This window comes from Legionella sp. 16cNR16C (assembly GCF_021297775.1).
Classification (GTDB): Bacteria; Pseudomonadota; Gammaproteobacteria; order Legionellales; family Legionellaceae; genus Legionella_C; species Legionella_C quinlivanii_A.
Window position 1 is genome coordinate 881997 of record NZ_JAJTMX010000001.1, and the last position, 13621, is coordinate 895617.

The window sequence follows — 13621 nt, forward strand, 5'->3', positions numbered from 1 at the left end:
GTTTCAATCAACTAGATACGCAGAACATTTATAGTCCTGCGTCCTGGTTTTTTATTTATTTTTTACAACCACCTCTTGCGTTTCATTGGACTTAAATAGTCTGAGTAAGTTATTTGCTGCTGAATTGTCATGATCTGATCTGACATATTTTCCATTCACATGATGGAAACCGGATACCGAAATTTTGCCGGCCTTCATCAATCGGGCTAACTCCTGAGCACGAAATTTCCGTCTGTCATCCAGTTCGAAAATAACAAAGCGCCGTAAATGCTGAGAATATTCAGCGGAGCGCATTCTGGCCATCATTGAAACAATAATAACCTGGGCAAAGAAGACCATATTCCCATCCACGACCTGGAGTGAATCAGGTGTACCATCAACGCTTAGTTCGCCAGCAGGGGTGGTGTTATCAAGGGACTCGGCAAGCAGACTCAGTTGGGCACCCAATCCGGCTCCCAGATTATCTCGAAGAATATGGGGAGCGTTATCAAGCTCCGCAGCGCCATTCCAGACTATTTGCACCAGACTCGCCCACAGCAAAATACCCAGAGCAGTCAGACTTCCCACCCCGGTAAAAAGTAACGCCGATGCGCCAATGGTAAGGATCCATTTCAAGGCCCCGTAGAAAATTTCATCACTGTCATCCACATCAACATCAATTCCGGAGGTATCCATTGTCATACCTGTAGTTCCACGAATAAGGCGTGGAATAGCCACCCCATTGAAATCGATATCGACATCGGGAGCCACATCGATAAGAGGTGTATCAATTGCTCTCACCACATGGCCTGTGATTTGAATCCCGTTATCTGCCATCGACATGGACAAGGAGGTAACCTTTGCCCCATCAACTGTCTGCCCTATTCTGGCCTCAGCCCCCCGCTCCAAAATCATATCCAGAAAGTTTCTATTGTATGCGATTGCAAGTTCGGTACGCGCTGCGACAAAGCTTTCACTGATTACTAATGCCGCGCTAGTTGATGGTGGACTAACAGAGATGACAAAGGCATCAACCGTATCCGATCCCGAAGGTGTCAGGCTAAGTTCCACACTCCACTCCGATTCCTCCGGGCGAGTCGCGGGATCGGCAAACCTTGTCTCGTTTAACCCCTGTACCAGGCTATCGGCAATGGGGAGTCTGGTATTATTAATGATGTCCTGGATTGCCGCACTGTTCATGAAGTTATCAATTTCACTGGTAATTTCAGCAGGCGAAGGCGTTCCATCAATGCCCTCATAGCGAAATCCGACTTCGGCAACGGGTTCGGCATTAGTCAGGAAAAGGGTTAGCCTTACAGCCGCCTCAAGCGGAACAACAAGCGGCTGAGCGCCAGGGTCATCGACCGGGCGTATTTCAATAGTACCTAAAATACGGAGAATACTGCGTGGAGAATCTGGCCCCTCTTTGATCATTACAAATTCAAATGGGTCGAGCAGCACAATGATATGAGACGCTTGCCCGCCAATCTCGCGATCGAATTCCAGCTGATCCGGGAATCGGCCAAGTCTTGTCAGCTCACGAAGAAAATCGGTGATGACGCTAAAAGCGATACCCACCGCAGCGTCTGCGCTTCCTAAATTAACATTCATCATATACCTCCATGTAAAATGACAATGCACTCAAACGCTTGCTCACAAGACCGTTCTGTTTAAATTATATACTATCCAGGAGCAAGGCAGCGGTCTTTCTCTTAAAACCAATTTAAGCCATTTAATAAAAACTTAAGCTTTGTCTTATAAAATCAAACGTTCTTTGTTCGCCATAATGGCCAGATTGCACTTTAGTACAATATCCGTCTTTATTTTTATTAACTAAACTCAAAGGCGCAGGATGAAACCACAATCAGGGAGATTAATAAGAAGAATAAGTTTTAGCGGGAATTTGATATGCAGCTTTTTGATTCAAAACGACAACACTTGTCAGCCGGGTTATTAGTAAAAATACTTCTCTCAATGGGTCTTGCTGCAAGCCTTCTCAGTTCCTTAGCTTCATTCAAATCGACTCAGATTATGCCTGCTTATTCTGGCATGGAAGAACAGCTTTTTCTTACTATTTCTATTGCGGCTCTTTTCCTGACCGGCATAGGCTTAATTTCAGAGTATACGCTTTCAGCAATCACCTTCGCTTCGAGTTTACTTATTCCCGAGAAATCCCAGCTCCTTATTATGTCGGGATTTACTAGCGGGAATGTATACATTGTTTTGTCTTTTTTTATCGTCGCCTGCGTCATTCAGAAGTCACAGATTTTTCAAAGAATGATTGTTCTGTTATTGTTAAGATTTGCTCACAGACCAGCCTGCCTTGAAAAACTGTTGTTTTTTATTGGACTGCTGATGACTCCAATTCTCTCAGTCCAAAGTACTCGAGTGGCGATTATGGCGCCGGTTCTGGATAATATTGTCTCCGTTAGCGGTTATAAACCTCAAGGCAAGGCAGCGAATGCCATGGCCAATGCCGCTTTTAGCGGCTGTGTTTTATTGTCAACGGTATTTTTAACAGGTAAATCAAGTAACTATCTTTTATTCAGTGCAATGTCCTCCTCGGACAGCCTTTCCAACGCCTGGCTGGTCTGGCTCTCGTTTGCAGCCTTTCCGGGGATATTACTGGTCGCTGCTTTTTTTCTAATCCATTCCCTCGCCTATAAGGCGCCAGAAGTTCAAGAGATTAAACGTTTCAGCCTATTGAAAACCTGTTACAAGCTTGGACCAATATCTGCAAAAGAGTATGCCTCCCTGCTTTCAATAGCGGTGCTAATCGCAAGTCTGGCATTAAGAAGTATACTGCCAGTACACCCATTGTTTATTGCCTTGTTAACCGCATCTATCCCTCTTTGCTTTGGCCTTTTAAGAGTGAAAGACTTTAGCAATCATATTAACTGGAAATTTATATGCTACCTGGCAACCATGATTGGCATTATGAAATTCATCAATGGAATGACGCTTCCCTTATGGATTGCCCAAGTGCATAACTGGTTAAGCCCTGCTTCTCAGAATATATTTATTTTCATATTCTTACTTTTCGCACTGAGCTGGCTCTTGTGTATCATTTTCGGCACTATGATTGCCCCGGGAATTGCATTTACTTTGTTAGCTCCGGTTTTGGCAAGTGGAAACGTCAATCAATGGATCACTGCCTTTGTGATTCTGATGGCGACTGAATCATGGATATTCCCTTATCAATCCAGCTATTTTCTTTGTTTTAAAAAACTGCTTAATCAGCAGCAAAATTTTGAATTGAAACCAGTATTGATTACCAACGCCTTATTGGCCATCGCCAAAATAGCAGTTATCTATGCCTCTATTCCTTACTGGCGTTATCTAGGGTTATTGTGATTAACGATTCCAGTCTGGATAACAGCAGCCCTAACTGAAACTGATTTTCGCAGCCCATCTTTTTCCTGACCTGTCCAACATGTGCTTTCACAGTACGTAAACTGAGCATTAAAATGTCGGCAATTTCCTGTTGCGTTTTTCCTCTGGCAAGCCAGCACATGCATTCATATTCACGAAAGGTGAGGTAAGAACCCGTACCTGGGACAGGAACTCGTTCAAGAAAAGGCAAAATCAGAGCATCTTTGCAAACAGGCCTTTCCTCCTGAAATCCTGCATTTTGTTTTTGTAAGGACAGCGATAATCCATAGGCTTTTTTTAAATCAGAGTGCGTGTCGATTTTATCGTGAAAATAAAGCAGAAACTGCTTCAAAAAATCAAGCTTTTCGAGATACTGGCCATTAATGACGTTATTTCCCAAACGGGTAGCAAAATTATAGGCATCCACAACCCCATTTCCCGAGCGAAGTATAGTAAAAGAATGGCCAAAGCCGTGTTGGTTAAATGCCTCCTGCAGGGCTTTGGTTCGCCCGGTCAGGCATTGCAAATCTCTGATAAAGTATTGTTCGTCGCGCGACGGGACGATTCGATGGACGTCGAAATCAAAATAGGTATTTTCAAGATAATGAGAAACAAAATCAGGATTTTGCGATATGAAAGAAAAACGCCCTTCTCTGCTTACACTAACATGGGAAAAATGAGTGATTCCCAGGTTTTTGAGCGGCTCACAAAGCTCAGTAAACGCTTGAGCATGGCTAAAACAGGGATGTTCACGATAGATTTTTTTGAGGTTCATACCGTCCTCATCGATTGTGACTCCTGCATTTTAACAACTTCTGCCTGGAAAAGCGATTTCACAGTCTGTGCTCACTACAGGATGCGGCTCAAGTCTTTCATCTCTGGCAAGCTCTTCGATATAGCGCTCCGTCACAGCACAGGTTTGAGATAATCTCTTGAGCCAACTGTGATAAACCACATCATCAACCTCGAAAATCAAAGGCAAGGACGCATTGGCTCGAGCCTTGAGACACTCATTAAGTAAATAATTGTATTCCTCAAGCCTGGCGTTTCTGCCCGCAGGAACGGCTTTGGATTGCACTGGAGGTAAAGAGGATCCATCCTTCTCAATGGCATTATCAAATAAACCTGCTATAAATTGCACCAAGTTCCCGGGCTGATGATATTTGGTGGAAACCTGCGCTTCTTTCGGAATAAGCAGATAAGCAATTCCCGGACGGCCAAAACGCCCGTAAAACTTTAAAGGAATATTTTGAGCATCACTGATTTTTTTTGCGGCTAATACAATCTTGAAAGATGAAGTCAGCAGATTATAGCGGGCAGCCTGTGTTTCACAGGCTGCAATAGACGCATAAATCACATTAAAACGACCATAAACAGGATTGTCAACCTGTTTTATTTTAAAGCAGCAAAAGGCGACCGGCAGGTTATGGCTATCGTAAAATACATCAAATATATAAGCAGGCTGGCTTAATACTTTTTCTTTAAAAAACACCAGCAATTTCTGGAAAGACTGAAGATCTCCGGGTAGCTCAAATTGACGTGCAAAGACTCCTGCCAGTGCATTCTGTTCTTCTGCGTTTAATTCAGCGGTTGTTTTTAATAAGGAATAAAATGACTTGGCAGTAGCCTCCTCTTTAACTTTAAAACCCAGTGAAGGTAGACTCTTTTGAAAAAAACTATAGGTTTGAAGGCTCGCCTGCCGCTGAGCGAGCCTCTTTATTTTTAAAGCAATTGCCTCATTATGTTTTTCAAATCGCCTTTGTACTTCCAAAGGCATTTCGGAATCATAGGGGCCTTCCTGCACAAAACTATCCCGATGTTTCAATATCACATCAAGCAAAGCCAAATCATAGTGATAACCTGAGGCAATATAATCAATCAGACTCTGACCGAAAGCATCATGACTCAAATGATGATGATACATGAGCAGTATCGGCAACTTATCCTCCATCCCCTCCTTCCAGGAAAAGATAAATTCGGGTTTTAAATAATAGTGGAGCAATAAAGCAGTCATTTCCCGTGAGGGAGAATTATCAAGCAAACTATAATATAAACAATCAGTTCTTCTTAAAGGAACAACGATATCCCCTCCAATTCCTCGTTCAAAAAATGATTTAACTGTTGCAAGCTGGTTGGCGGCAACAGCCAATAATAAAGGCGTATACCCCCAGGAGTCCTGAGCTTCATAACTAAGTAAATTGCTTTTAATAAGCGAATCAAGGCGGAAATCATCTCTTGCAGAGCAATGACGCAGTGACTGGCCGGCATTGTAGCCTCTACTATCCCTTACACACATTGCCAGGATAGATGTAGGAAACTGCATTGAACGTTCTACATTCAGACTTTGCAGATAAACCTGCGAGCCTGTCTGCCAGATGAGACAGGCACTGAATAACTGAAAAATTTTCTCATCCGTAGTTTTACATTCCTTTTTATAGTTTGCTGTCGCCTCAGCCAATGCATCAAGATCCAGCCTCTTTCGTTTCGCAATCGGCAGCCAGAGCGACCGAAGCAAATCTCGGCCCTTTGTCGAATCAAGACTTAAGTATTTTTCCACGCGGGCTTCAAGGCTCTCCAGGGAGTTTGCATCAGTTACCAGGCTATTTATATAAAAAATCAGCTGTTCGGGAAGCGGGCTCACTCGCAGCTGTGCGGATATTAAGTACTCTTTGTGGTGAGTTGCCTGACGACTCACAATCTCTTTAATCATTAACTTATAATGATCAAATGCCCGCTTTTCTTCAACAAATGAGTCAAAATTCTGAATGACACCTTGTATCGCCTGATGATGCAGCAATCCGCGTTCAGGTTTAGGAGGTTTTGTACTGGAAATACGCTCAATCTGGACGCGAATGGCCTGCAATTGAGCACGGATAAGCGCAAGGGCTTTTGATGTTTGCTTTTGATACAGAGCAAGATAAATATCGAAATGTTCAAAAAGCAGCGCCTCATCCTTCAGATAATCTTCAATTTTATCCCAATCGCTATCTTCAAATAATATGCGTGCTTTAAAACTTCTCCCTGATCTCTCATTGAAATGATTTTTGCTGATAACTTTAAGGCGCAGGGCATCCCTTTGCCTAACCGCATCGCGAATATTTGTCCATAACTCCAGTTCGCTATCAAAAATAAGCCGGCATTGTTCATATCGTTTGCCATTATCGCTAAGGACTTTCACCATTTCATTTTGCATCCGCAATAAATGTCTTAGTCGTTCTGGAAGCTTAGCCTGCATCTCATAGTCGGTAACTGACAGACTATCCTGTAAGGCAGTTTCGATCATCGGCGAATAGCCTACCAGAATCCCCTTAAATAAGGTCAGGCCAAGAGGCAATCTTTGCGCAAAAATAGCTTTTGCCAACTCTAAACTCCCTGACAGGCAGGCCGATTCCATCGCTATCCAATCGGATGTTTCTCGCTCGAACATTTCATGCAGTTTATTTTTATCCTCTGATAGATTGCTCTGATAAATAGCCAAAGGATCTGCAAAACTGGGCAGGCTTTTCTCAAAATATTGACGAACTTTGCTTTGTTTGAACTCCTCATCAAATGTCAGAATATTCTTTTGCTCAGCAGAAACCATATGATTCGCTGCCTCAATAAACCGCTGCGAAGCCCATTGTCTTGATTTTGGAAGTGCTTGCCAACTATTGAAAATTTCGGCGGCTATTGGCGCGTTAAGGCAGAACTCGGCAAGTTCAATCGGCAAGCGGCCTTCGGGGCAGCGCTGATAGACCAGCATTGGATCATTTTTCAATAGCTGTTCTACTTTCTCTTCATTCTGAGCCAGAATTGCCAGGTGAATAGCAGGAATTGTGTTCGGATAATTCAGCACATCATCAGGATGGAAGCTTGAAATGGCTGTTTGCCGCTGTAAATCGGCTATTCCATTAGGATAACCATTAAACAACATCCGCTCAGCACCCACCGGAATATTCTCTTGCACAACCCAGGGGTTTTGTGACTCCATTTGTTTTTGAATATCTTCCCAAAGTGCTGTAATTTGCTGACTAAAACCACCGAGGGTTTGTATACCCGCCATAAAACATTGCAAACGCCTGATATCCGCTTCATTATCACAACGAACCTGCAAAGAGGCCCGCGCTCTTGGATCAGCGCCTGCGCGAGGCGCGAATTGATAAGAATGCTGATTTACCAGGTCTGGATTATGCAAATCTTTTATAGAAACGAATGATTCATTCCCTGAAAGCGCCCTGCAAAGCTTCATACTGTTGCCGGGTCTTGGCAGTGCCATTACCGACACTACCTGATTAGGGTGAAGCCCAATCAAAAGCCTGTCCAGAGCCAGCTCAGAATTCAAATTTTTACATTGATAAAGAACTTCAAGCTTCTCTACTTCGATTCCGCTTCCACTCAAACCATCATCCTGCAGATAGGAACGTTCATTTACCCGATTAAAACGCGGCAATACCAGATGGCGCTGTTGCACCCCACTCTGATTCGATACCCTTGTCAATGACCAATTGGCTTGAGGAAAGGCCTGGCTTTTAAACTGGGTAGCCAGAGGTAAAACCAGTGACGTCAGACGTTTGAATTTTATTTCGGATAAGGGAAATCGATTAGCCTTGCTTATTAACTGTTGAAAATACTGGAACACGATTGGCGGTTGAAAGAGACATCATGGGCAATATTTTACCAGAAATATTAAATTTTTTGTAACTCCCCGTCATCCCGACCTCCCCACGTCATCCCGAGCGAAGCGCTTCCAATTAGCCTTAATTTTTCCTTGACATTAAGAATGTATGATGTAGCGCCCCCTCGCCCGCGCAAGAAAAGTGATTAAAATCCAGGTGGTAAGCGCGGGAGAGGGTTGGGGAGAGGGAATAACGCGAATCATTGTTAGAACAGCTTTGAATAGTACCTATCTATATTAATTTTCTTGTAATGTATGTGGATTTAATTCCAGCTGAAACCGGTTTTTTACCCTCTCCCCAACCCTCACTGCCATTAAGTTAAGGAATCCTTATAGGTTGGGCCCTTTACCCACGCAAAGGGTTGAACCACTCCAGAACTCAATGTTGTGCCAAGGGCACAACCTACATGCAATTGCAGAATTTCCTTAACTTAATGGCAGTGTCCCCAACCCTCTCCCGCGAGAAACCTAAGTATTTTGCTCAAATTTCTTCCGCGGGCGAGGGGGCTATTTACACAATTGATCTTCTGGAGTCAAGAAAAACTCAAGGCTAATTGGAAGGTGTAGGAGGGATCTCCCTGCCTTGGCACAATCTTAAACCTTAAAAAACACGCCCTAGCCTCCATCCAAATCTCGATAATTGGATAAGCCCCAATGTGCTGAAGCAAAAGACAGGAATCGTTAAACTTAAAGGTCCCGGTGTTACCTGAGCGGTGATAACTCCCATTAACCCAGAGAGGCCAAACTGGCAAGCGCCTACCAGGGCAGTTGCTGTACCTGCCTGTGTTTCAAAATCCTTCAACGCGAGAGCAGTGGCACAACCCATACTCATTCCAATGCCTATAGTCAGGCAAATCATAGGCAGCATAAATCGTAATACACTGCACTGATCAAAATTGAGCGCAGTCATCATTAAACAGGAGGCAATCATGATAATAAGGCCGCAACGAACAATCGTTTCCAAAGGGTAAGAATAGGTGAGTCGCACTGCAAGCATATTGGTAAAAAACATGGTCATTGCATTTAAACCAAACCACAGACCATATTCTGTGCCGTTTAAATGAAGTTGCGTGATTAATATTCCCGGGGATAAAGCGCAAAACAGATACAATCCCAGTAAACAGGAAGAGGCGACCAGCGTGTATTGACGAAAATCAGCATTCTTTATCATTGGCCTCATTGCCTGCCACCAATTGGCTGAGGATGTTTTGGGTTTTGGGAATTGATAATCTGGAATGCCGCGATAAGCAATGACAGTCATCAGCAATCCGAGCAGGGTCAGAAAATAAAAACCACTGTGCCAATTGTGGGTCAGATCAAGTAATACACCGCCAATAACCGGTGCACTACTGGCAATAATTGAATTGGTTCCTGATAAGACACTGAATAATCGGGCACATGCCTGTGTTGAAAAATTATCTCTGACGATTATAAAACATACCAGATAAGTACCACAGGCGCCGGCAGCCTGAATGATTCTGGTGAAGATTAACGCATGAACAGAACTGGTCCAGGTTGAAAGAAGAGAGCCAATAAAAAAGAGCACCGCACTGCCAAGCGCTATATTCCTTCGCCCCACTCTATCCGCCAGAGGCCCGGTAATCAATTGCCCTAAAGCCACGGTAAACATAAACACATACAGGCTTGCCTGCATGATTGTATTGTCAGTATGAAAAAAACGGCTCATGGAAGGAATCGCCGGCACGAAAACATCCATTGCGAATGAAATACTGATAATCAAAGGAATGAGTCGAAAAAGACTCTGTCTTTCTGTCCAACCAATCGAGTTCAATAGAGACTCCCGCTTAAACACTGCCATTAAGTTAAAGAATTTTGTCATTCCCGCGAATGCGGGAATCAATTCCTCAGTTGGCATTATAGCGAGTTCAGAAATGGATCCCCGCCTTCGCGGGGAGGACCGTTTAGTATAAATTTGAACTTTACTTAATAGCAGTGTCACTAAAACACGCTATGATAAACCTGATAAGGATAAAACTTAACTACCTAACCTCATTTTTTTGAAGAGAGTATACAGAGCAGCAACTATTCCGCCGCTGATAACCCCGATTAAAAAATCAGCTCCTAAATTGACAGGAAACGATAAATTCCGGGTATAAAAATGAACAGCCGGTATTCCATGACTAATAATACTTCCTCCTACTAAAAACATGGCAATGGTGCCGGCAATTGCTAAAAACTTCATTAGCATCGGGGCTGAACCAATCAGAAAGAGACCAATTTGCTTAATTGGTTTCTTTTTTTCCCGTAAAAGAAACCCCAAATCGTCAAGCTTCACAATAAGGGCGACTAAACCATACACTCCAATGGTCATAATCATTGAAATCAAGCTTAATACCATCACCTGATTCATCAGTGAGGAATGAGCCACTGCACCCAGTGTGATTACGATAATTTCAGCGGAAAGCACAAAGTCAGTACGCACAGCACTTCGTATTTTATCTTTCTCAAACTGCTCTTTATCGATTTCCAGTATTTCATTGACTGGCTTTGGCTTTTCATGTTTATGGAACTTTTCCAGGATTTTTTCAAAGCCCTCGAAGCTTAAATACAATCCACCCAGCATTAATAAAATGAGCACCAATGGCGGCATCACAAAGCTAATGAGAAGTGCTAAAGGGATTAATATCAATTTATTGATTATCGACCCTTTCGCGACAGCCCATACCACAGGCAGCTCCCGGTGCGCATGAAGACCAATGACCTGCTCTGCATTCAGAGCAAGATCATCTCCCAATACGCCGGCCGTTTTTTTAGTCGCGGTCTTAGTCATTAATGCGATATCGTCGAGAGCTGTGGCGATATCATCAAGCAAGGTTAATAAACTGGTTCCTGCCATATTTTTTTTCTTATTTTAAGACGCCGGTTGTTGTTTCATAGGAGCTATAGGGGGTGGTGCTTTCATGTTACAGGTACAAGCCCCTGTAGCCTGGGGTGGAAGTGGAACTTCAGCGAAGTCCTTTGAATAGCAAATCGATACATCCCATGCGGTTTGATCAGGCGTTGGAGCCGCTGGAAGAAACCAAAACCGTAATGCTTTATACACTTTTCCTTCCTCCCCTTCCCAGATAGTCGGAGTAAATGTAGCCTGATACATAAATGCTTGTCCAGGTTGACAGGTAAATTCCTGTCTTATCCATTCTTGTCCTTTGGGAACGGTTACAGCCAATATCTGCTGATGACTGGTTGCGTCCATGATGGCGACATTAACATCATAATTCGTCCAGCAATTGTCTTTAACCACGGTTGCAAAACAGGTAAATGCAAATGAATAGCTATAAATCATCAGCCCAGTCAGAATTGAGAATAAGCGAATCATATGAAATTTCCCTTTATCATCCAATGATATAAGTTTAGACCTAAAAACAAGTTATGGAGTAACTGCCAACGTCATTTAAAAGATCCCTCGCTGAGCTCGGGCTGACATGGGAGTTACGTTATAGATTGAGAATAAGGTTAATGCATAAACTAGCCAATAAGGGACTCCATCATTTGATAAATTTTTAAACAAATACTATATTAAAGATACTTTATGCCACTGGGGTTATTAGAATATGGCAACTAAATCAGCGATTTCCAATAAAAAAGACAGAAAAATATCAGATGAAAACCTTAAAAATATATCAGGCGGGCTATCTATTAACAATATTCCCGATTATACAAATCCAGACTTTGTCGAGGGAAAAGCCATAAACCCGACAAGTACTAATACCGTGAAAACAAAGGGATCTAAACCGTCAAAGGCGACAAAGAAAAAGCCTTGATCTGTCAGGTCAGAGATGGGCGATCAGAAATTATCACAATTTCTTTGAGGCTTGATCTTTTATTAAGAAACCGCTATCCTTGCGCGCTTGGAGAGGTGGCCGAGTGGTTGAAGGCGCACGCCTGGAAAGTGTGTATACGGCAACGTATCGAGGGTTCGAATCCCTCTCTCTCCGAAAATCCCCTTTATTTCCTCAGCCTTTAAATCTATAATTTTCACGATAAGAATCTGATTGTAAATTAATGCCTATTCGCTTTGACAATAGCTTTACCAGACTGGCTCCCCTATTTTATAGCCGATTGCAACCAACACCGGTAGCACGCCCTGAACTGGTACATTTTAATAATTCACTGGCGAATCAGCTGGGTCTGGGTACTATTGCAGTCGAGGAGCTCCCTCTTTATTTTTCCGGCAATAAAATGCTTCCAGGCAGCGAGTCAATCGCCAGCGTCTACTCTGGCCACCAGTTCGGTTATTATGTATCTCAGCTCGGTGATGGCCGAGCCCACCTTTTGGGCGAAATACTGGATAGGCAACACCGACGCTGGGATTTGCAACTAAAAGGATCTGGAAAAACGCCCTATTCACGTATGGGCGATGGCCGAGCGGTATTGCAATCCACCATTCGGGAGTATCTTTGTTCGGAAGCAATGCATGCTCTGGGGATTCCCACTAGCCGCGCACTCTGTATTACTGCGACCAACGAGCCGGTATATCGCTATACTGAAGAACCAGGTGCCATTCTCACTCGCGTATCAGAATCACTCATTCGCTTTGGTCATTTTGAGTATTTTTACTATACCAACCAACTGGATGCGCTTAAACAGTTAGCCGATTATGTATTAGCACGACATTATCCGGAATGCCCGTACGATCAATCCGGTTATGAGGAGTTATTCCGCCAGGCCGTATTAAAAACCGCAGAATTAATGGCCCTGTGGCAAGCGGTTGGCTTTTGTCATGGGGTAATGAATACAGATAACATGTCGATTATCGGATTAACCATTGACTATGGCCCTTTCGGTTTTCTGGATAGTTTTGATTTTAATCATATTTGCAATAGTTCTGATGAGTCGGGACGTTATGCCTATAATAAACAACCTGCTATTGCCTACTGGAATTTGCAGGCATTAGCTCAAGCGCTGACCCCATTAATCCCAGTCCATTTATTGCAAGATTATCTTTCACTTTTTGAAACTCATTTCCAGCGAAATTATCTGGCTCAAATGCGTGCCAAACTGGGGCTTTTTCGAGAAGACGAAAATGACAGATTACTCGTCAATCAACTGCTCTCAATCCTTCATGAGCAGTCAATTGACTATACCATTTTTTTTCGCTGGCTTGCCGACAGATCAGGAAGCAAACCATTATTTTCCTTCATCACAAAAGTGAATGAATGGTTAGAGCAGTACGAACAAAGATTGTCGAGGGAAACTGCCTCTGAAAATGAGCGAAAAGAAAAAATGATGCTGAAAAATCCCAAATACATTCTGCGAAATTATCTGGCCCAGCAAGCGATTGATGAGGCCTACACTCATCACAATTTTTCTGAAATCGATCGTTTGTTTAAACTTCTAAAACTTCCCTATGAAGAACAACCGGATAATACCCGCTACGCCGATTTTCCTCCTGGATGGTCAAAAAAGATTTGCGTAAGCTGCTCTTCTTAATCTTGTCTTAATATTTCCTTAATATAATGAGCGCTCATGCTGTTCCTAATTGCTAATGGGCAGTTTAATAATTTAGAGCTATATTTATTAGTACATTTTCTATTTGTTTTGCAGGCATAAAAATGCGCTTTTCATTCTCTGTGCTTTGTCGAAATCCTGCAGCCC

Annotated in this window: 9 protein-coding genes and 1 tRNA gene; 4 read left to right on the forward strand and 6 right to left on the reverse strand. The window is 43.0% G+C overall.

Translation table 11 applies throughout. The features are described 5' to 3' along the window. Positions 1-51: 51 nt before the first annotated feature. The gene (locus LXA66_RS03935) at positions 52-1593 is read right to left on the reverse strand and encodes a hypothetical protein (RefSeq protein WP_233012007.1); all 1542 of its coding nucleotides are present in this window, start codon (positions 1591-1593) and stop codon (positions 52-54) included. 294 nt (positions 1594-1887) lie between these two features. On the opposite strand from LXA66_RS03935, the gene LXA66_RS03940 reads away from it, so the two are divergent. Continuing rightward, positions 1888-3333, forward strand: a complete 1446-nt coding sequence (locus LXA66_RS03940) for an SLC13 family permease (protein ID WP_233012008.1) — start codon at positions 1888-1890, stop codon at positions 3331-3333. On the opposite strand, the gene LXA66_RS03945 is transcribed toward LXA66_RS03940, so the two are convergent. The 5 genes from LXA66_RS03945 to LXA66_RS03965 form a co-directional block, all read right to left on the reverse strand. Next, the gene (locus LXA66_RS03945) at positions 3299-4126 is read right to left on the reverse strand and encodes a LuxR family transcriptional regulator (protein WP_233012009.1); all 828 of its coding nucleotides are present in this window, start codon (positions 4124-4126) and stop codon (positions 3299-3301) included. The two genes, LXA66_RS03940 and LXA66_RS03945, sit on opposite strands and share 35 nt — an antisense overlap. 30 nt (positions 4127-4156) lie before the next feature. Next, positions 4157-7969 carry a hypothetical protein gene (locus LXA66_RS03950; RefSeq protein WP_233012010.1) on the reverse strand — a complete coding sequence of 1271 codons (3813 nt, stop codon included), beginning with the start codon at positions 7967-7969 and terminating at the stop codon, positions 4157-4159. Between the two features lie 637 nt (positions 7970-8606). After that, entirely contained in the window at positions 8607-9824 is a 1218-nt protein-coding gene (locus tag LXA66_RS03955; protein WP_255665228.1) for a multidrug effflux MFS transporter, read from the reverse strand. Between the two features lie 177 nt (positions 9825-10001). Next, positions 10002-10862 (reverse strand): DUF808 domain-containing protein, encoded by an 861-nt coding sequence (locus tag LXA66_RS03960; RefSeq protein WP_233012012.1) that lies wholly within the window; start codon positions 10860-10862, stop codon positions 10002-10004. 15 nt (positions 10863-10877) lie between these two features. Then, positions 10878-11342, reverse strand: coding sequence for a hypothetical protein (locus tag LXA66_RS03965; protein WP_233012013.1), 465 nt, complete (start codon positions 11340-11342; stop codon positions 10878-10880). Positions 11343-11577: 235 nt separating this feature from the next. On the opposite strand from LXA66_RS03965, the gene LXA66_RS03970 reads away from it, so the two are divergent. From LXA66_RS03970 to LXA66_RS03980, 3 genes are all read left to right on the forward strand, one after another. Beyond that, the gene (locus LXA66_RS03970; protein WP_233012014.1) at positions 11578-11787 is read left to right on the forward strand and encodes a hypothetical protein; all 210 of its coding nucleotides are present in this window, start codon (positions 11578-11580) and stop codon (positions 11785-11787) included. Between the two features lie 89 nt (positions 11788-11876). Further along, positions 11877-11961 (forward strand) — tRNA-Ser (locus LXA66_RS03975). Between the two features lie 67 nt (positions 11962-12028). Further along, positions 12029-13456: a YdiU family protein gene (locus LXA66_RS03980; protein WP_233012015.1), complete on the forward strand. Its 1428-nt coding sequence runs from the start codon at positions 12029-12031 to the stop codon at positions 13454-13456. Positions 13457-13621 lie beyond the last annotated feature (165 nt).

Coding starts and splice junctions, on each gene's coding strand:
- LXA66_RS03960 (WP_233012012.1), bottom strand. CDS start 10,862: ATGGCAGGAACCAGTTTATTAACCTTGCTTGATGATATCGCCACAGCT.
- LXA66_RS03970 (WP_233012014.1), top strand. CDS start 11,578: ATGGCAACTAAATCAGCGATTTCCAATAAAAAAGACAGAAAAATATCA.
- LXA66_RS03955 (WP_255665228.1), bottom strand. CDS start 9,824: ATGGCAGTGTTTAAGCGGGAGTCTCTATTGAACTCGATTGGTTGGACA.
- LXA66_RS03965 (WP_233012013.1), bottom strand. CDS start 11,342: ATGATTCGCTTATTCTCAATTCTGACTGGGCTGATGATTTATAGCTAT.
- LXA66_RS03940 (WP_233012008.1), top strand. CDS start 1,888: ATGCAGCTTTTTGATTCAAAACGACAACACTTGTCAGCCGGGTTATTA.
- LXA66_RS03980 (WP_233012015.1), top strand. CDS start 12,029: ATGCCTATTCGCTTTGACAATAGCTTTACCAGACTGGCTCCCCTATTT.
- LXA66_RS03945 (WP_233012009.1), bottom strand. CDS start 4,126: ATGAACCTCAAAAAAATCTATCGTGAACATCCCTGTTTTAGCCATGCT.
- LXA66_RS03935 (WP_233012007.1), bottom strand. CDS start 1,593: ATGATGAATGTTAATTTAGGAAGCGCAGACGCTGCGGTGGGTATCGCT.